The sequence below is a fragment of the Pseudarthrobacter sp. S3 genome (genome assembly GCF_050156905.1).
Classification (GTDB): domain Bacteria; phylum Actinomycetota; class Actinomycetes; order Actinomycetales; family Micrococcaceae; genus Arthrobacter.
Genome location: NZ_CP189583.1, coordinates 2,766,082 through 2,783,780, shown reverse-complemented (window position 1 = coordinate 2,783,780; position 17,699 = coordinate 2,766,082). Strand labels below are relative to the sequence as shown.

At 65.2% G+C, this 17,699-nt stretch carries 16 protein-coding genes and 2 pseudogenes; 11 read left to right on the top strand and 7 right to left on the bottom strand.

Going from position 1 to position 17,699, the window contains the following annotated elements; all coding sequences use genetic code 11:
• Positions 1 to 88: 88 nt before the first annotated feature.
• The 5 genes from ACQCSV_RS13330 to ACQCSV_RS13310 all read right to left on the bottom strand — a co-directional run bounded on the left by ACQCSV_RS13330 (position 89) and on the right by ACQCSV_RS13310 (position 6,381).
• Complete coding sequence (locus ACQCSV_RS13330; protein WP_104061284.1) at positions 89 to 163, bottom strand: 50S ribosomal protein bL37; 75 nt, start codon at positions 161 to 163, stop codon at positions 89 to 91.
• A 144-nt stretch (positions 164 to 307) separates the two neighbouring features.
• A complete protein-coding gene (locus tag ACQCSV_RS13325) occupies positions 308 to 919 on the bottom strand; it encodes a PadR family transcriptional regulator (RefSeq protein ID WP_354153587.1) in 612 nt (203 codons plus the stop codon).
• Complete coding sequence (locus ACQCSV_RS13320; protein WP_426938556.1) at positions 919 to 1,761, bottom strand: DUF4097 family beta strand repeat-containing protein; 843 nt, start codon at positions 1,759 to 1,761, stop codon at positions 919 to 921. Before ACQCSV_RS13320 ends, ACQCSV_RS13325 begins: the two co-directional genes overlap by 1 nt.
• A gap of 98 nt (positions 1,762 to 1,859) precedes the next feature.
• The gene (locus ACQCSV_RS13315) at positions 1,860 to 2,459 is read right to left on the bottom strand and encodes a GDSL-type esterase/lipase family protein (RefSeq protein ID WP_354153589.1); all 600 of its coding nucleotides are present in this window, start codon (positions 2,457 to 2,459) and stop codon (positions 1,860 to 1,862) included.
• 121 nt (positions 2,460 to 2,580) lie between these two features.
• The gene (locus tag ACQCSV_RS13310; protein WP_354153590.1) at positions 2,581 to 6,381 is read right to left on the bottom strand and encodes a multifunctional oxoglutarate decarboxylase/oxoglutarate dehydrogenase thiamine pyrophosphate-binding subunit/dihydrolipoyllysine-residue succinyltransferase subunit; all 3,801 of its coding nucleotides are present in this window, start codon (positions 6,379 to 6,381) and stop codon (positions 2,581 to 2,583) included.
• 500 nt (positions 6,382 to 6,881) lie between these two features.
• Here ACQCSV_RS13310 and ACQCSV_RS13305 point away from each other — a divergent pair, with 500 nt between their 5' ends.
• The 5 genes from ACQCSV_RS13305 (at position 6,882) to ACQCSV_RS13285 (ending at position 12,090) form a co-directional block, all read left to right on the top strand.
• Positions 6,882 to 8,216, top strand: coding sequence for a hemolysin family protein (locus tag ACQCSV_RS13305; RefSeq protein ID WP_354153591.1), 1,335 nt, complete (start codon positions 6,882 to 6,884; stop codon positions 8,214 to 8,216).
• Positions 8,213 to 9,283 (top strand): hemolysin family protein, encoded by a 1,071-nt coding sequence (locus ACQCSV_RS13300; protein WP_354153592.1) that lies wholly within the window; start codon positions 8,213 to 8,215, stop codon positions 9,281 to 9,283. The genes ACQCSV_RS13305 and ACQCSV_RS13300 overlap by 4 nt, the downstream gene beginning before the upstream one ends.
• A 115-nt stretch (positions 9,284 to 9,398) precedes the next feature.
• Positions 9,399 to 10,403, top strand: coding sequence for a metal ABC transporter solute-binding protein, Zn/Mn family (locus ACQCSV_RS13295; protein ID WP_426938555.1), 1,005 nt, complete (start codon positions 9,399 to 9,401; stop codon positions 10,401 to 10,403).
• Positions 10,400 to 11,215: a metal ABC transporter ATP-binding protein gene (locus ACQCSV_RS13290; protein WP_354153594.1), complete on the top strand. Its 816-nt coding sequence runs from the start codon at positions 10,400 to 10,402 to the stop codon at positions 11,213 to 11,215. The genes ACQCSV_RS13295 and ACQCSV_RS13290 overlap by 4 nt, the downstream gene beginning before the upstream one ends.
• Positions 11,215 to 12,090 carry a metal ABC transporter permease gene (locus ACQCSV_RS13285; RefSeq protein WP_354153595.1) on the top strand — a complete coding sequence of 292 codons (876 nt, stop codon included), beginning with the start codon at positions 11,215 to 11,217 and terminating at the stop codon, positions 12,088 to 12,090. The genes ACQCSV_RS13290 and ACQCSV_RS13285 overlap by 1 nt, the downstream gene beginning before the upstream one ends.
• A 36-nt stretch (positions 12,091 to 12,126) precedes the next feature.
• Here ACQCSV_RS13285 and ACQCSV_RS13280 read toward each other — a convergent pair whose 3' ends face one another.
• Positions 12,127 to 12,609, bottom strand: a complete 483-nt coding sequence (locus tag ACQCSV_RS13280) for a Fur family transcriptional regulator (RefSeq protein ID WP_354153596.1) — start codon at positions 12,607 to 12,609, stop codon at positions 12,127 to 12,129.
• A gap of 110 nt (positions 12,610 to 12,719) precedes the next feature.
• Here ACQCSV_RS13280 and ACQCSV_RS13275 point away from each other — a divergent pair, with 110 nt between their 5' ends.
• Complete coding sequence (locus ACQCSV_RS13275) at positions 12,720 to 13,376, top strand: MBL fold metallo-hydrolase (RefSeq protein ID WP_426938554.1); 657 nt, start codon at positions 12,720 to 12,722, stop codon at positions 13,374 to 13,376.
• A gap of 7 nt (positions 13,377 to 13,383) precedes the next feature.
• On the opposite strand, the gene ACQCSV_RS13270 is transcribed toward ACQCSV_RS13275, so the two are convergent.
• The gene (locus ACQCSV_RS13270) at positions 13,384 to 14,463 is read right to left on the bottom strand and encodes a PLP-dependent cysteine synthase family protein (RefSeq protein ID WP_354166863.1); all 1,080 of its coding nucleotides are present in this window, start codon (positions 14,461 to 14,463) and stop codon (positions 13,384 to 13,386) included.
• Positions 14,464 to 14,557: 94 nt separating this feature from the next.
• Between ACQCSV_RS13270 and ACQCSV_RS13265 the strand changes: the two genes are divergently transcribed.
• From ACQCSV_RS13265 to ACQCSV_RS13245, 5 genes and pseudogenes are all read left to right on the top strand, one after another.
• Positions 14,558 to 15,445, top strand: a complete 888-nt coding sequence (locus ACQCSV_RS13265) for a sulfurtransferase (RefSeq protein WP_426938553.1) — start codon at positions 14,558 to 14,560, stop codon at positions 15,443 to 15,445.
• 42 nt (positions 15,446 to 15,487) lie between these two features.
• Positions 15,488 to 15,616: pseudogene (locus tag ACQCSV_RS13260) on the top strand (NAD(P)-dependent alcohol dehydrogenase); the annotation flags it as partial.
• 20 nt (positions 15,617 to 15,636) lie between these two features.
• Positions 15,637 to 15,969 (top strand): annotated as a pseudogene (locus tag ACQCSV_RS13255) (ATP-binding cassette domain-containing protein); the annotation flags it as partial.
• Between the two features lie 93 nt (positions 15,970 to 16,062).
• Entirely contained in the window at positions 16,063 to 17,232 is a 1,170-nt protein-coding gene (locus ACQCSV_RS13250) for an NAD(P)-dependent alcohol dehydrogenase (RefSeq protein WP_426938552.1), read from the top strand.
• A complete protein-coding gene (locus ACQCSV_RS13245; protein WP_354161340.1) occupies positions 17,229 to 17,657 on the top strand; it encodes an HIT family protein in 429 nt (142 codons plus the stop codon). The genes ACQCSV_RS13250 and ACQCSV_RS13245 overlap by 4 nt, the downstream gene beginning before the upstream one ends.
• Positions 17,658 to 17,699 lie beyond the last annotated feature (42 nt).

The following is a 17,699-nucleotide window of genomic DNA, read 5'->3' as shown; positions in this document are numbered from 1 at the left end:
CGTCGTAAAGAACAGCGCGAAGACGAAGGACCCCGGAAGCCGAGTGGCTTCCGGGGTCCTTTGCTTAAACCGTTTTCCAAGCTTTAGCTTAGGCGTTGGGGCGCTTCCCGTGGTTCGCGCCGCCACGCTTACGGTCACGACGTTTACGTGCACGCTTGCTCATAGCTGGCCTCCTTAAATGTTGGTACTCAAAAGAGCTGCCCTCAAGTCTCCCACACCATGGGACACGCCGCGAAACCGAAACGGGGTGTGGCCGGGGCCAATACTGAGCGGCGGCGCCGTCCGGCGGCTTGCTCAGCCCGTCGGCTCAGCCAGGCAGTGAGTTGCGGATGGAGATGCGCGCCTGGTCCAGCACGGTCCTGACGGTTTCCAGCGTGAGCGCGCTGAGCGGTTGCCGGGTGGCCTGCAGCCGCAGCTCCACCCGCAGGTCGTCCCGGAACGCCTGCAGCAGCATTTCCGCTTCCTTCAGCTCCCGGAACCCTTCGGACGACTGGCGGCCGGCCTTCCTGAAGTCGGCGGCCCGCGCCGTGGAGCGGGCCGCCTCTGCCGTGGCCGCCAGGTCTGCCCGCAACCCGCGCATGTTGGCGCGGATATCCGCCCGCAGGTTGTCCGCCAGGCGGCGGACGGAAGCGGAAATGTCGTTCTCGACGCCGGCGAGTTCCTCCCGGCGCTTGTTGAGTTCAGCAAGTCCAGCCGTAGTGATGCGGTAGTTGGTGCGGCGGCCGACAGACTCGGTGTCGACGAGTCCCTCTTCTTCGAGTTTCCCCAGCCGTGGATAGATGGTCCCCGCGCTGGGGGAGTAAGTGCCGCCGAACCGTTCGCTGAGGGCTTTGATCAGTTCATAGCCGTGTTTGGGGCCTGACTCCAGCAGCGCGAGCAGGTACAGCCGGAGTGCACCATGGGCGAACACCGGGGGCATCAGTGCCCCGCTTCCGGGCTTCTTGCGTCGTCGCTGCGGGCCGGCTGGCCATGGAAGATGGACGTCTTGCCGGACACTGAGTTGGTCCGGACCAGCATCAGCTTGCCGTCCGGTCCGGCAATGGTTTCCACCTTGCCGCCTTGCTGGGAGTACTGCTGGTCATCAATCACCACAACGCCGCTGGCGGACTTCGCCACGATGTCCACCCCGACGTCGTGGGGAAGCCTGATGGTGAGGTCACCGGAGACTGAATTGGCACCGAAATCGTGGGTGAATCCGAGCAAGTCAAAACTCATGTCGCCGCTGACCGTGTGCGCCCGGATGTTGCTGAACCGGCCGGAGGCGGTGACCTCGCCAGAAACGCTCTTGGCGGTCAGGACGCCGTCGTGGTTTCTCGCGATGACCTCGCCGCTTACCGTGTTGACATGAAGTTCCCCGGTGGTGCCGTCCGCCATCACTGAACCCGAGACGGTATTGAGCCGGGTGTGCCCGCTGGTTCCTGAGACGAGGCCATCGCCGCTGACCGTGCCGGCCTCCACCTCCACGCCGGCCGGCAGGGCAATGCTGATAACCGCTGAGTTGTTGCTGTTGTGGTTGACCGTGCCCATCAGGTTCTTGAACCAGCCCTGGGGGCCGTGCAGCTGATGGCGGACCTCAAGCCTGCCGTCGGTCAGCGTCACCGACACAGGATCGCCCTGGACCTCGTTGATCTCCACGCGAACAACGGCCTGCGGGTGGGTTAGGACGTCGAACCTGCCGCGGACCATGCCCAGCTTCAGCGACCTGACGGGGCCAACATCGATGGTTTGCGGACCTGTGACGGTCCAGCTGTCCTCTGTCATGAATCCTCCAAAACCGCGATATATCGTGACTGATACCCCAAGATACAACGGGCCAGCGGAGCCGGCCAAGATATATCGCGACTGAGGGGGCTGGAAACCTACTCGGGGGCGTCCATGCCCAGCCATTGGAACCAGCCGCGGTGGAGGACCAGCCAGGCCATCAGGCCATAGCCCGCCTGCCCCGGCGTGCCAGTGTTGGCCGCAAGGTCCTGGCGCCACTGCTCGTGGTTCAGCAGTGGGGAGAACGTGTCCACATAGAGGTGCTTGCGCCTGGTGGTGACGTCAGCGAAAGCGGTGTTGAGATCGGCGAGCCGGCGGTTCTGTACCGGGTCCAGCGTGGGCGGCGGGCCAACGACAAAGACCTCGATCCGGTTCTGCGTGGCCGTATCCAGGATATTGGCCAGGTTCAGGCGGCTGCGGGCGGTGGAAAGGCCGAACTCGATGTCCCGGCCCGAGAGGCCGATCACCAGGCGGTTTTCGTGGTGGTCGCCGAACCGCCGGCCGGCCTCTTCCTGCCAGCGGGCAGCCAGCCCTTCCGTTCCTTCCTGGGGACAGGGGAGGGCGTACGCTTCCATGACCATTCCGTCCTGCGGAGTGCGGGCCAATACGCGGCCCAGCCAGCCGAGGGCCCTGGGGTCGCCCAGCCCGGCAAGCAGTTCATCTCCAACAGCTGCGATCCGCAGCTTCCTGTCTTCCACAAGTCCCTCTTAACGTCCGTGCCGGTTGTGGCCAACCGGCGTGGCTATGATCCATCTTCATTAAACAGAACTGCCCGGCCGGAGTCTGGTATTTCGACGTCCGGCCGGGCAGCCACTGGTACTACTTCCGTGCAAATGCCTGCTTGAGGAGCGTATCCTGCTCGGCAGCGTGCCGCTTCATGGAGCCCGCCGCAGTGGAGGCCGACGCGGGACGCGACACCAGGCGGACGCGCCGGTCCAGCGCCTCCGGGAGGTTCAGTCCCATGAACGGCCACGGCCCCTGGTTTGCGGGCTCGTCCTGTGCCCAGACAACCTCGGCGTTCGGGTACTTGGCCAGTTCCGCTGCGATTTCTTCGTGCGGCAGCGGGTAAAGCTGCTCCACGCGGACAATCGCGGTGGTCTTGTCATCGGTCTTCTGCCGGGTGGACAGGAGATCGTAGTACAGGCGGCCGGAGACCAGCAATACGCGTTCGACGGCGTCTGCCGCCAACTGCTCGTGGTCGCCGATGACGGGGCGGAAGGCGCCCGTGGTGAAGTCCTCGACGGACGACGCGGCTGCCTTCAGCCGCAGCAGCTGCTTCGGCGTGAAGATGATCAGCGGCTTGCGCGGCCTGCTGTACGCCTGGCGGCGCAGTAGGTGGAAGTGCGAGGCCGCCGTGGTGGGATTGGCGACGATCATGTTCTCTTCGGCGCACATCAGCAGGAAGCGTTCGATGCGTGCCGAGGAGTGGTCCGGGCCCTGGCCTTCGTAGCCGTGCGGCAGCATCAGGACCAGGGAGGAGCGCTGACCCCACTTCTGCTCGGCCGAGGAGATGAACTCATCGATGATGGTCTGCGCGCCGTTGACGAAGTCACCGAACTGCGCTTCCCACAGCACCAGGGCATCCGGGCGTTCCACCGAGTAGCCGTATTCGAAGCCCATGGCCGCGTATTCGGACAGCAGGGAGTCGTAGATCCACAGCTTGGCCTGGTCATCGGAGAGGTGGCCCAGGGGCAGCCACTCGCCGCCATTGGCGCGGTCGTGGAACACTGCGTGGCGCTGCACAAACGTGCCGCGGCGCGAGTCCTGGCCGGCAAGCCGGACGGGAACGCCTTCCATGATCAGCGATCCGAAGGCCGCGATCTCGCCAAAGCCCCAGTCGATGCCGCCTTCGCGGGACATCTGCTCGCGCTTCTCAAGGAGCTGCTTGAGCTTGGCGTGGACGGTGAAGCCCTCGGGGATCTGGACGTGAGCCTTGCCGATGTGCGCCAGGGTCTCCGGCGAAATGGCAGTGGAGGCCGGGGCATTGGCGCCGAAGTCAGCCTGCTGGGCGATGGGACGCTCAATGTCGGAGACTGCGGCGGAGTCGGCGGTGATGATCGGGATGGGCGAGGTCTGCGCCGCGTGTGTTTCGGCGAAGACCCGTTCCAGACGTTCTTGGTAGTCGCGGAGCAGCTGCTCGGCTTCTTCCTCGGTGATATCGCCACGGCCGATGAGTGCCTCGGTGTACAGCTTGCGGACGGAGCGCTTGGCTTCGATCAGGTTGTACATCATGGGCTGGGTCATCGAGGGGTCGTCACCCTCGTTGTGGCCACGGCGGCGGTAGCACACCATGTCGATCACAACGTCCTTGTGGAACCGCTGGCGGAACGCGTAGGCGAGCTGCGCGATGCGCACCACTGCCTCGGGATCGTCACCGTTCACATGGAACACAGGCGCCTGGATCATTTTGGCGACGTCCGTGGAGTACGTGGACGAGCGTGACGACGACGGCGCCGTGGTGAAGCCCACCTGGTTGTTGACCACCACGTGGATGGTGCCGCCGGTCCGGTAGCCGCGGAGCTGGGACAGGTTCAGCGTCTCGGCAACCACGCCCTGGCCTGCGAAGGCAGCATCGCCGTGGACCATCAGGGGCAGCACCGGGAAGGCCTCGCCCTGGTCCAGGCGGTCCTGCTTGGCGCGGACGATGCCTTCGAGCACGGAGTCGACCGCCTCGAGGTGGGACGGGTTGGCGGCGAGGTAGACCTTGGTCTCGTTGCCGTTTTCCGAGGTGAACGTGCCTTCGGTACCGAGGTGGTACTTCACGTCGCCGGAGCCCTGCACGGAGCGGGGATCCTGCGTGCCTTCGAATTCGCGGAACACCTGGGCGTAGGTCTTGCCGGCGATGTTGGTGAGGACGTTCAGGCGGCCGCGGTGGGCCATGCCGATCGCAACCTCGTCCAGTCCGTCGTCAGCGGCATCGGAAATGATGGCGTCCAGCAGCGGAATCAGGGATTCGCCGCCTTCCAAGGAGAAGCGCTTCTGGCCGACGAACTTGGTCTGCAGGAAGGTTTCAAATGCTTCAGCGGCGTTGAGCCGGGACACGATGCGCAGCTGCTCTTCGCGGCTCGGCTTCGAGTACGCGTGTTCCAGCTGGTCCTGGAACCACTTGCGCTCTTCCGGCTCCTGGATGTGCATGTACTCGATGCCGGTGGTGCGGCAGTAGGCGTCACGGAGGACACCGAGGATGTCGCGGAACTTGAGCATCGGCTTGCCGCCGAACCCGCCGGTGGGCCACTCGCGGTCCAGATCCCACAGGGTCAGCCCATAGGTGAGAACGTCAAGGTCCGGGTGCTTGCGCTGGACGTACTCAAGTGGATCGGTGTCTGCCATCAGGTGGCCGCGCACGCGGTAGGAATGGATCAGCTGCTGGATCCGGGCAACCTTGTTGATCTCGTCGGCCGGGTCTACCTGCAGGTCCGGGCTCCAGCGCACGGGCTCGTACGGGATCCGGAGGGATTCGAAGATGTCGTCGTAGAAGTTCTGGGCACCGAGCAGCAGTTGGTGCACAAGCTTCAGGAACTCGCCGCTGCCGGCTCCCTGGATGACGCGGTGGTCATACGTGGACGTCAGCGTCAGGACCTTGCTGATGGCGTTCTGCGCAATGATCTTTTCGCTGGAACCCTGGAATTCGGCTGGGTAGTCCAGGGCGCCGACGCCGATGATGGCAGCCTGTCCCTTGGACAGACGCGGCACGGAGTGAACGGTGCCGATGCCGCCGGGGTTGGTCAGGGACACGGTGGTGCCGGAGTGGTCATCAGCGGTCAGCTTACCTGCACGGGCACGCTTGATGAGGTCTTCATAGGTGTGCCAGAACTCGGAGAAGTTGAGGGTCTCCGCCTTCTTGATATTAGGCACCATGAGCAGGCGGGTGCCATCCGGCTTGGGCATGTCAATGGCGATGCCGAAGTTGACGTGGGCCGGCTGGACAGCGCTGGGCTTGCCGTCGATTTCGTCGTAGTAGACGTTCATCGAAGGGAACTGGGCCAGTGCCCGGATCACGGCGTAGCCGATGAGGTGCGTGAAGGAAACCTTGCCGCCGCGTGCACGGGCGAGGTTGGAGTTGATGACCACGCGGTTATCGATCAGCAGCTTGGCCGGAATAGCCCGGACGCTGGTGGCCGTGGGCACTTCAAGGCTGGTTACCATGTTGGTGGCAATGGCCTTGGCCGGGCCGCGAAGAACGGAGACCACGTCTTCTTCCGGGGCCGTGGGTGCCTTGACGTTCTTGGGAAGCTGGGCCGGAATCGGCTGGGCCCCGCTTCCGGGCTCGGTCTTCTTCGCGCCATCGCGGGCGACCGTAGCGGGAGCTTTCTTTGCCGCCGCGGGGGCGGTGGCCGGCGCCGCCGGCTGTGCGGCCGGCGACGTTGCCGGTGCAGCAGTTGCAGAAGCCGGAGGTGCCGACGGCACAGCCGGCATTTCGCGGGTTGCTGGGTGGGCCACGGCTACCGCCGTGCTTCCGTTGGAAGAAGAACCGCTGCCTGAATCGAAGGACTCGAAAAGGGGCCACCATTTGGTATCCACTGTGTTCTTGTCTTTCTGATACTGCTCGTACAGTTCGTCAACGAGCCACTCGTTTCCGCCAAATTCCTCTGGTAGACGGTGGCTAGGCTGCTCTGGCACTTGAAATACGCCTCTTCCATGAGTTTGATTTCTCTCTGGCCGCCACGGTGCCGCAGCACAACATTCGAACCAGTCTCTGCGTCCTGAACCCGGACCGATGCCAGTCTAATGAGCATTCTGTGTTAACTGCCAATATCGGTGACCCAAATCATGGCAATGACGCGGAGATCACGGATTGTGGCGTCCGGAAGCTTTCCCGGTGCGGGCGCGACGCGACCTCCCAGCGCCCAGCCGAAAGGCGCAATCTGCTCCTGTAGACTGAAATTCTTATGGACAGTAAATCTAGGTGCCGGCCTGGGGGCTGTCAGCGGAGCATGAAATACAGCACCGCGCAGTCCACCCGCAGAGCCGGCAAACCCCGAACACGCGCCCATCACTCTCCGTCAGCCCACCCCGGCGGAGCCCCTATGGAAACAGCATCGGCTTCGGCCGATCATCCTCCGCCGGGCCGTTTCCCCCGGCCTCGCACCATTGCCTCCGGCCTTCGGGCGGGATGCTGAATGGAGTGGTTCCTCCTCGCGGCAGGCCTCCTGCTGATTGCCGGCACCGGCTTTTTCGTCGCCGTCGAATTTTCCCTGATTGCCCTTGACCAGGCCACGGTCCAACGTGCCATCGATAACGGTGACACGGGTGCCGTCCCGCTGCTCAAGTGCCTGAAATCCCTCTCAACCCAGCTTTCCAGCTGTCAGCTCGGCATTACGCTCACCACGCTTCTGACCGGCTACGTGATGGAACCGTCGGTGGGCCGCCTCCTCGAGGGCCCGCTGGCCGCCGTCGGAATTCCCGAAGTGGCTGCGGCATCCGTTTCCCTGGTTATCGCCATGGTGCTGGCCACGCTGCTGTCCATGCTGCTGGGCGAACTGGTGCCCAAGAACATGGCGATTGCGCTGTCGTTCCAGGTTGGCAAAGCATTGGCACGGCCCCAGTTGGTCTTCACGGCCATCTTCAAGCCCGCCATCGTGGTGCTCAACGGTTTTTCCAACAAGGTACTGAATGTCTTTGGCCTGGAGGCCAAGGAAGAGATTTCCGGTGCCCGGACGCCGGCCGAGCTCGCCTCCCTGGTGCGGCGCTCCGCCGCCATGGGAACGCTCGACGCCGGGACGGCCAACTTTGTGGCGCGGACCCTTAACTTCTCAGCCCGGACGGCTGCCGACGTTATGACGCCGCGGATCCGGATGGAGACCATCGATGCCGACCAGCCTGTATCGGACATCCTTGACGCCGCCCGGCGCACCGGGTACTCCCGTTTCCCCGTCATCGGGGAATCCTCCGACGACATCAAGGGCCTGGTCCACGTCAAGAAGGCCGTTGCGGTGCCGTGGGACCGGCGGGCCAACCTGGAGGCCGGAGCCATCATGACCGATGTCCTCCGCGTGCCGGAGACCATCCACCTCGATGCGCTCCTGGCCGAGCTGCGGGAGGGAAACCTCCAACTCGCGATCGTCCTGGATGAATACGGCGGAACCGCCGGCATCACCACCCTTGAGGACCTGGTGGAGGAAATCGTCGGAGAAGTGTCCGACGAGCACGACAAGGTACGCCCGGGACTGCTCCAGAGCGCCTCCGGCGACTGGTACTTCCCCGGGCTGCTGCGCCCTGACGAGCTTTCCGAACAGATTCCGGGGCTGACCGTTCCGGACGAAGCCGCCTACGAAACGGTGGGCGGGTACGTCATGAGTGAGCTGGGACGGATCGCCGCAGTGGGGGACACCGTCGAGGTCAGCGGCGGCACGCTGAGAGTGACCAGGATGGACGGCCGAAGGATCGAGCGGATCTCCTTCCATCCGGCCGCGCCCGTAGTGGAGCCTGCTCCGGCCGACAGGAGGGAACGATGAGTGACTGGGCCGGAATTGCCTGGCTGGTTGTCCTCCTGCTGGGGAACGCGTTTTTTGTCGGCGCCGAGTTCGCCGTGATGTCTGCCAGGCGCAGCCAGATCGAACCTCTCGCCGAAGCCGGTTCCAAGCGGGCGCAGACCACGTTGCGCGCCATGGAAAACGTCTCCTTGATGCTGGCCTGCGCGCAATTGGGCATCACCGTGTGCTCGCTGTTGATCCTGCAGGTCGCCGAACCGGCCATCCACCACCTGATGGCGGCGCCGCTGGAAGCTGTTGGGCTGCCGGTGGAAGTTGCCGACGTCGCAGCGTTCGCCATCGCCTTGATGGTGGTGACCTTTCTCCACGTGACGTTCGGCGAGATGGTGCCTAAGAACATCTCGGTATCGGTGGCGGACAAGGCTGCCTTGCTGCTGGCCCCGCCGCTGATGTTTGTTGCGAAGCTGGTCAACCCGGCCATCGTCGCGCTGAACTGGTCCGCCAACCACATCCTCAAGCTTCTGCGGATTGAGCCCAAGGATGAGGTGAACTCGTCCTTCACGCTCGAGGAAGTCCAGTCGATCGTGCAGGAATCCACCCGTCACGGGCTGGTGGACGATGATGCGGGCCTGATCACCGGCGCCCTGGAATTCTCCGAATACACGGCGTCGCACATCATGGTTCCGCTGAACGATCTGGTCATGCTGAAGGCGGCCACCACCCCGGTGGAATTTGAAAAAGCCGTCAGCCGGACCGGGTTCTCACGGTTCCCGATGCTCGACGATGACGGCATGTTGTCCGGCTACCTCCACGTGAAGGACGTGCTGTCCATTCCCGAGTCGGATTACCAGCACCCCATCGCCGAGAGCAGGATCCGCTCCCTGGCGAACCTCGCGCTGGACGACGAAGTTGAAACGGCCATGTCCGTCATGCAGCGCACGGGCTCACACCTGGCCCGCGTGATAGGTGCTGACGGGCAGACCCACGGCGTCCTCTTCCTGGAAGACGTGATCGAGCAGTTGGTGGGAGAGATCCGGGACGCCACGCAGGCCACCGGCATCAGGAGGCTGGGCGAGCCGAACGGTGACTGAGCGCGCCCGGGTCCGCAGGGGACCGGCCCGGCTATCCTAAATAGGAATCATTCACATTTAGGGGTAAGCTTTTTGGAGACGCAAAAGTCCATCCCTGTACTGAACTGAGGTTTCCGTGGGCCACCCCGCCGCCATCCGAACGTCCCTCGCAGCCCTCGCCGGGGTGAGCCTGCTGCTCACCGCCTGCGGCTCCGGAGGCGGTGCAACGTCGGCGACGTCCGGCGCCGACTCATCTGCCGGCGTCGTCGACGTTGTGGCCTCTACCAACGTGTACGGGGACATCGCCGCGATCATCGGCGGGGACAAAGTCAACGTCACCGCCATAATCACCAAGACCAGCCAGGACCCGCATTCGTACGAGGCCACCGCGCAGGACCGGCTGCTGGTGTCCAAAGCGGAACTGGTGATCGAGAACGGCGGCGGCTACGACGCCTTCCTCCACAAGATGGCCGACGACAGCAACATCCCGCACAGCAATATCGTCACGGCCGTGGAGGTAGGCGGCCTGGCGCCGGAGGAAGCGCACGCCGATTCGTCGCCGTCGCCGTCGGTTAGCGAATCAGCCGACGAACACGCGCACGAGCCCGGTGCATTCAACGAACACGCCTGGTACAGCCTGGATGCCATGGGTAAGCTGGCTGATTCGCTGGCGGCCAAACTGGGCGAACTCGAACCGGGCTCTGCAGCTCTGTTCACATCCAATGCCGCAACCTTCAAAGCCGGGGTGGACGCCCTGGCCGGCAAGCTCGCCGCACTGAAGGCCAACGGAACAGGCGCAGCCGTGGCCGTGACCGAACCTGTCCCGTTGTACCTGCTCGAGGCAGCCGGGCTGGAGAACAAGACTCCGGCCGACTACACCGCCGCGATCGAGGAAGGCTCGGACGTTCCGCCCTCGGCGCTGAAGGCAGCCACGGACCTGGCGGGATCCAAGGGCATCAGGTTCCTGGCCTACAACGCGCAGACAGAGGGACCCCAGACGCAGGCGCTGAAAAAGGCAGCCGAAGCAGCCGGCGTTCCCGTTATTGACTTCAGCGAAACACTGCCCGAAGGCAAGACGTACCTGCAATGGATGACGGACAATGTTGACAACGTCAGCAAAGTTTTGGAGAAAAATAGTTGAAACCGGTGGTCAGCCTCCGCGGGGCGTCCCTGCAGTTCGGCAAACGCTTGCTGTGGGAGGATCTCGACCTGGATATCAGGCCCGGTGAGTTTTTCGCCGTCCTGGGCCCCAACGGCAGCGGAAAGACCAGTTTCCTCAAGGTTCTCCTGGGCCTGCAGGAACTGCAGTCCGGCACTGCCACGCTTGGCGACCGTCCCGTGGAGCGGGGCAGTAACCTGATCGGCTACATTCCGCAGCAGAAATCCTTTGCTCCGGATACCCCCATGCGTGCCCGGGACCTGGTGGGGCTCGGCGTGGACGGCCACCGCTGGGGGCTGCGGCTGGGCATGTCCCGGGCAAACCGCAGGATCGATGAGCTGCTGGAACTGGTGGGCGCCAGTGACTACGCCAAAGTCCCGGTGGGCCAGCTCTCCGGCGGCGAGCAGCAGCGCCTCCGGGTGGCCCAGGCGCTGGCCACGGACCCTAAGGTCCTTCTCTGCGACGAACCGTTGCTGTCCCTGGACCTGCACCACCAGCAGGCCGTCAGCGCGCTGATCAACAAGCAGTGCCACGCCCAGAACAGCGCGGTGGTTTTTGTCACCCACGAAATCAATCCCATCATCGATTACGTTGACCGGGTGCTGTACCTGGCCGGCGGGCGGTTTCGGGTGGGTACGCCGGAAGAGGTCATGACCACCGAGGTCCTGTCAGAGCTGTACGGCAGCCACGTGGAAGTCATCCACGCGAACGGGCGCATCGTCGTCGTCGGCCTGCCCGACGCAACCACGCACCACCATGCCGATGTCCACGCAACGGTGGGGGAGGTGGCCTGATGGATGCGGACAGCATCATCGGAGCGATCTTCAGCTTCGAGAACTACGGCGAGCTGCTGGTGCTGGTCCAGAACTCCCTCTGGGCCGGGGCCGTCCTGGGCCTGCTGGGCGGGCTGGTGGGCACCTTCGTGATGAAACGGGACCTGGCGTTCGCCGTCCACGGCATCTCAGAACTCTCTTTCGCCGGGGCGGCCTTTGCGCTCCTGATCGGCGCGGACATCGTGTTCGGCTCGCTGATCGGCTCGGTGGCGGCGGCGCTGCTCCTAGGCCTGATGGGCGTCCGGGCCCGGGACAAAAACTCCATCATCGGGGTGATCATGCCCTTCGGGCTTGGGCTCGGCATCCTGTTCCTGGCGCTCTACCAAGGCCGTGCCGCCAACAAATTCGGGCTGCTTACGGGGCAGATCGTCTCCGTGGACACCGTCCAGCTCCAGGTCCTCGCCGGCGCCGCCGTGCTGGTCATCGCAGCCCTGGCGGCCATCTGGCGCCCGCTGAACTTTGCCAGCGTTGATCCCGAACTGGCCGAAGCCCGCGGGGTGCCCGTGCGGACGCTCGCGCTGATCTTTATGGTCTTGTTGGGAGTCAGCGTAGCGCTGTCCATCCAGGTGGTGGGGGCGCTGCTGGTACTCGCATTGCTGATCACCCCGGCAGCCGCGGCGCTCCGCGTGACCTCCGCTCCGGTGGCCGTGGTGGCGCTCAGCGTTGTTTTTGCCGTCACGGCCACGGTGGGCGGAATCCTGCTGGCTCTGGGTGGGCGGATCCCCATCAGCCCCTATGTCACCACGCTGTCGTTCCTGATCTACGTGGTGTGCCGCATCGTTGGCGGTGTCCGGGCCAAGAAGGGCATCAACGGCCGTCTGGTGCACGCCCGTTGACACGGTCAACCGTGATGAACCAGGCAGCGCCGGCTGTCAGAGCTTGCTGGCGGCCCTGAGGGCGGTGCAGTCCGGGCACAGGCCGAAGATCTCCACGGTGTGAGCCACCTCTGTGTAGCCGTGTTCCGTGGCGATCCGGGCCGCCCAGGTTTCCACCGCCGGAGCCTCTACTTCCACGGCTTTCCCGCAGCTGCGGCACAGCAGATGGTGGTGATGCCCGGTAACAGCGCAGCGCCGGTAGACGGCTTCGCCCTCGCCGTTGCGCAGGACGTCCACGAGGCCGTCGTCCGCGAGGGACTGCAGGATCCGGTACGCCGTTGCCAGTGAAACTGAGACGCCCTTGTTCTGCAGGATGCGGTAGAGCTCCTGCGTGCTGACGAAGTCATCCAGCTCGTCCAGGGCAGCGCTGACGGCTACACGCTGCTTGGTGACGCGCTGCTCCTTGCCGGGCGCGCTGACGGTTCCTGCGCCGGATGCAGCGTTCGACGGCGTCGCGTCAGTTTTGGTGCCGAACGGCATGAACGTACTCGCTTCCCTGAGGGACGGTGGCAATCATCAAGATTACCAGCCGGGAGCGCGCCGCCGGACGTGCCGTGGACAGGCCTGGGGCCGGACCCTAGGCTGGCGCTATGAAGCTGACAAAATACACCCACGCGTGCGTCCGGCTTGAGCAGGACGGCCGGGTGCTGGTGCTGGATCCGGGAACATACTCCGAGACCGCCGAAGCCCTGGCCGGGGCGCAGGCCGTGCTCATCACCCACGAGCACGCCGACCACGTGGACGTGCCGGCCATGGTCCGTGCCCTGCAGGGCACGGACGGGGTGGCGGTCTTCGCGCCGGCCGGAGTGGCCGACCACTTGCGGGAAGAGGCACCCCAGGTGGCAGCCCGGATCCACACCGTTGAACCCGGCTCGACTTTTGACGCGGCCGGCTTTAACGTGCGCAGCTTCGGCGGACAGCACGCACTGATCCATCCGCAGGTTCCCATCGTGGCCAACATCGGCTACCTGGTGGACGGCAACGTGTATCACCCGGGGGACTCTTTCATCATCCCGGACGGCCTCAGCGTGCAGACCCTGCTGGTTCCGATCCACGCACCGTGGAGCAAAGTCAGCGAGGTGGTCGATTTTGTCATCGCCGTCCGGGCCCCCCGTGCCTTCCAGATCCACGACGGGCTGCTGAACGAAACCGGCCTGAAGGTCGCAGAATCCCACGTGGCCGGGCTGGGCCGGAAATACGGTACCGAGTACACCCGCCTTTCCCCGCGGGAATCGGTGGAGATCTGAACAGCAGCTACGCGCTCCAGACGCCGGTCTCGAAGAACCGGCGGATGACGTCCTCATACGGCTCGGGGTCCAGGCCCTGGCCGGACAGCCACGCCGGATTGTAGTAGTTGCCGGCATAGCGGTCGCCGCCGTCGCACATCAACGACACAATGCTGCCGCGCTGTCCCGCGGCGACCATTTCCGCCATGAGTTGCCAGACACCCCACAGGTTGGTGCCGGTGGACGGTCCGGCATGCAGGTCGGCGACCGTGCGCAGGTGCCGCATGGCGGCGATGGACGCGGCATCCGGAACCTGGATCATGTGGTCGATGACGGCGGGCACAAAACTCGGTTCCATCCGCGGGCGGCCTATGCCTTCGATCCGTGAGGGCAGGCCGGTGCTGGTCCTGCCCGCACCGTTCACCCAGCCGGGATAAAATGCGGAATTCTCCGGGTCCACCACCGCAAGGCGCGTGTGGTGGCCGCGGTAGCGCAGGTAGCGGCCGATTGTCGCGCTTGTGCCGCCGGTCCCCGCGCCCACCACGATCCAGTGCGGAACGGGGTGTTCCTCCAGCGCCAGCTGCCCGAAGATGGACTCCGCAATGTTGTTGTTGCCGCGCCAGTCGGTGGCCCGCTCCGCGTAGGTGAACTGGTCCATGTAGTGGCCGTTGGACGTGGCAGCGACGTCCGCAGCCGCGGCGTAGACCTCTGAGGCATGGTCAACCAACAGACACGAGCCGCCGAATTGTTCGATCAGCGCGATCTTCTCCGGGCTCGTCGTGCGGGTCATGACTGCCACGAACGGCAGCCCCAGGAGTTGCGCGAAATATGCCTCCGAGACCGCGGTGCTGCCGCTGGAAGCCTCTACGATGGTGGTACCTTCGCGGATCCAGCCGTTAACCAGGCCAAAGAGGAACAGCGATCGGGCCAGCCGGTGCTTGAGGCTCCCCGAACGGTGCGTGGATTCGTCCTTGAGGTAAAGCTGGACACCCCAGTGCTCCGGGAGCGGTACCGAATAGAGGTGGGTATCGGCGGACCGGTTGTTTTCTGCATTTACTTTTCGGATGGCCTCATCAGCCCAGGCCCGGTCCGCGCTCGAGTTCTTCACCCAACCAGCCTACCGGCGGCCCTCCCTGCCGGCCGCTTTGCCGGAGCTAGAGTTGGATCAGGAACTGCACACCCCGCAATTGCCAAGGAGAACGATGGGTCCACTAATGGATGTCCCGGCTTTGGCGGCGCGTTTCGACGCCGGCCAGCGAACCGTGGTGCTGGACGTCCGCTGGGCGCTGGGAGACCCGCACAGCCGGGAACACTACTTTGAAGGGCACCTCCCGGGCGCAATTTTTGTGGACCTTTCCACCGAGTTGGCGACGCCGGCCACTCAGGCCCTCGGCAGGCACCCGTTGCCCACCCACGACGAGTTCCAGGAAACTGCCAGGCGCTGGGGGATCAACAACGGCGACGTCGTGGTGGCCTACGACAACAGCGGCAACATGGCTGCCGCCCGCCTCTGGTGGATGCTCCGGAACGCCGGGTTCCAGGACGTATACCTGCTCGACGGCGGCCTGGCAGCCTGGCGGGACGCCGGACTGCCGCTGGACACCGGACCGGTGGACGCCGCCGTCGGGCGTGTTTCCTTTGATGTTTCCCCCGCTGGAGGCAGGATGCCCAGCATCGACGCGGCCGGAGCGGCGGACTGGCCCGCAACAGGCGTGCTACTGGATGCCCGGGCCGGCGAAAGGTACCGGGGCGAATTTGAACCCGTTGACCCCCGCGCCGGCCACATTCCGGGCGCCCGCAGCGCACCAACAACGGAGAACGTGGACGGAGCCGGCCTCTTCCTGCCGGCCGACCTGCTGCGGCGCCGGTTCGAGCGCCTAGGCGTCCGCGACGGCGTCCCCGTGGCCGTCTACTGCGGCTCGGGCGTGACCGCCGCCCATGAGGTGGCCGCCCTCGAAATCGCCGGATTCCAGGCCGCGCTCTATCCGGGATCCTTCTCGGAATGGTCCAACAACCCGGCCCGGCCGGTAGCCACGGGAAGCGGCCCGAGCGGCCATGCGGCCGCCCGCGGGGGTAGCGTCGAAGGATGACCCCGGGACGCCCCGTACCGCAGCCCCTTGACCACCCCGTTGTGCGAGAGCTGCCTGGACGGCCTGGAACAGTACTGCGAAAGCGGGCTGACCGGGACCTACGGCGCCAAGGATCCACGCAACGGCGACGCCATCGCCCGGGGCGGCTACGGACCTTTCCCTCAGATCGACCTCATCATTGACACCGTGGCCGCGCCGCACGACCTGAATCCCTCCTCGACATCGTGGGACTCTCATCCTGCGCGGACAAACGCCCGCACCAGCTCTCCGGCGGACAGCGCCAACGGGTCAACATCACCCGCGCCCGGATTGGAAACCCCAGAATCCTGCTTGTCGACGAACCCACGGCAGCTCTGGACCACGAACGCAGCGACTCCATCGTCCGGCTGCTGCGCCGCGTCACCGACGACTTTAGGGTCGCCACCGTCATGGTCACGCACGACACCGAATTCGTCCCGCTGTCCGACGCGGTGGCCACCATGCGCGACGGTCACCTCACTGCCCCCGTGCTGACGGCCGCCTGAGGCTGCGTCCCGGTTCCGGGGAAAGCTACTGGCCGGTATCGCTGTGAGCGGACGAATTAGATAACGGTACGGCAACGGGCGTAACGTCAGATTATGACTCCCGGACGACCCGTACCCCCGCCCCTCGCCACGCCCCTTCCCGAGCTGGGTGACGTCCAGCTGAACGACAACGTCCAGGCTGACGGCAGCACCCTCGTTGCAGCCTACGGCGCCACGGCCCCTGACAGCGGCCTGGTTCCGCTGACCGTTGCACGCCGTGCACCCAAGGCCGACGACGTCGAGATTTCCATCGACTTCGTCGGCCTGTGCCACTCCGATGTCCACGCCACCCGCGGTGAATGGGGCGGCGACAAGTACCCGCTCGTCCCGGGCCACGAAATCGTCGGCCGTGTCAGCCGTGTCGGCTCCGACGTCGACGACTTCGCGGTCGGTGACCGCGTCGGCGTCGGCTGCATGGTCGATTCCTGCCGCGAATGTGAGGCCTGCCTCGACGGCCTCGAGCAATACTGCGAAAACGGCATGATCGGCACCTACGGCGCCCAAGACCCGCGCAACGCCGACGCCGTCACCCAGGGCGGCTATTCCACCTCCATCGTGGTGGACCGCAATTATGTTCTGACCATCCCGGAGGGTCTGGACCCGGCCGCCGCGGCGCCGCTGCTCTGCGCCGGCGTGACGACCTACTCGCCGCTGAACCACTTTGAGGTCGAAGAGGGCGACGTCGTTGGTGTCGTTGGCCTCGGCGGACTCGGCCACATGGCCGTCAAGATCGCCAAGGCCATGGGTGCGGAGGTGAAGGTCTTCACGACCTCGGAGAAGAAGTTCGCCGCCGCCCGTGAACTCGGGGCAGACGACGTCATCCTCTCCAAGGACGCGGCCGCGATGGCCGCCGCGGACCGCAGCATCGATGTCATCATCGACACCGTGGCCGCCCCGCACGACCTCAACCCGTACTTCCGCACGCTCCGCCAGGACGGCGCGCTGTTCCAGCTGGGGCTGCCCTCCGAGGCGATGCCGCCCGTCAACCCCGGTGCCCTCATCAGCCGCCGTATCGCCTACGCCGGATCGCTGATCGGCGGAATCGCCGAGACCCAGGAAATGCTGGACTTCTGCGCCGAGCACGGGGTGGTCTCCGACATCGAAATGGTGACGGCCGAGGAGCTGAACGAGGCCTACAACCGGATGGTTGCCGGCGACGTCAAGTACCGGTTCGTCCTGGACGTGAGCACCCTGCACGCCCCGTCCGGAAGCGCTGACGCATGAGCACCATCTTCACCCGGATCATCAACGGTGAAATCCCCGGCCGGTTCGTGTGGCGGGAGGACGATGTGGTCGCGTTCCTGACGACGGGTCCGCTGGCCGACGGCCATACCCTGGTGGTGCCCACCGAGGAAGTCGACCGCTGGACCGATGCCTCTCCGCAGCTGCTGGCCCGGGTCATGGAGGTGGCACGCAAGATCGGCGCCGTCCAGGTCGACGTCTTCGGCGCCGCCCGCGCGGGTCTGATCGTGGCCGGCTACGAGATCAACCACCTGCACGTCCACGTGTGGCCCTCCAGGACCATGGCTGACTTCGATTTCGCCTCGGCGGACCAGAACCCGGACCCCGCGGTGCTGGACGCCAACGCCGAGAAGCTGCGCTCCGGGCTCCGGGCCGCTGGCTACGCGGAGCAGGTCCCGCAGGCCTGATCCGGCCCTGGTCCACGGCAAATACTACGGCGCTGGCGCCGG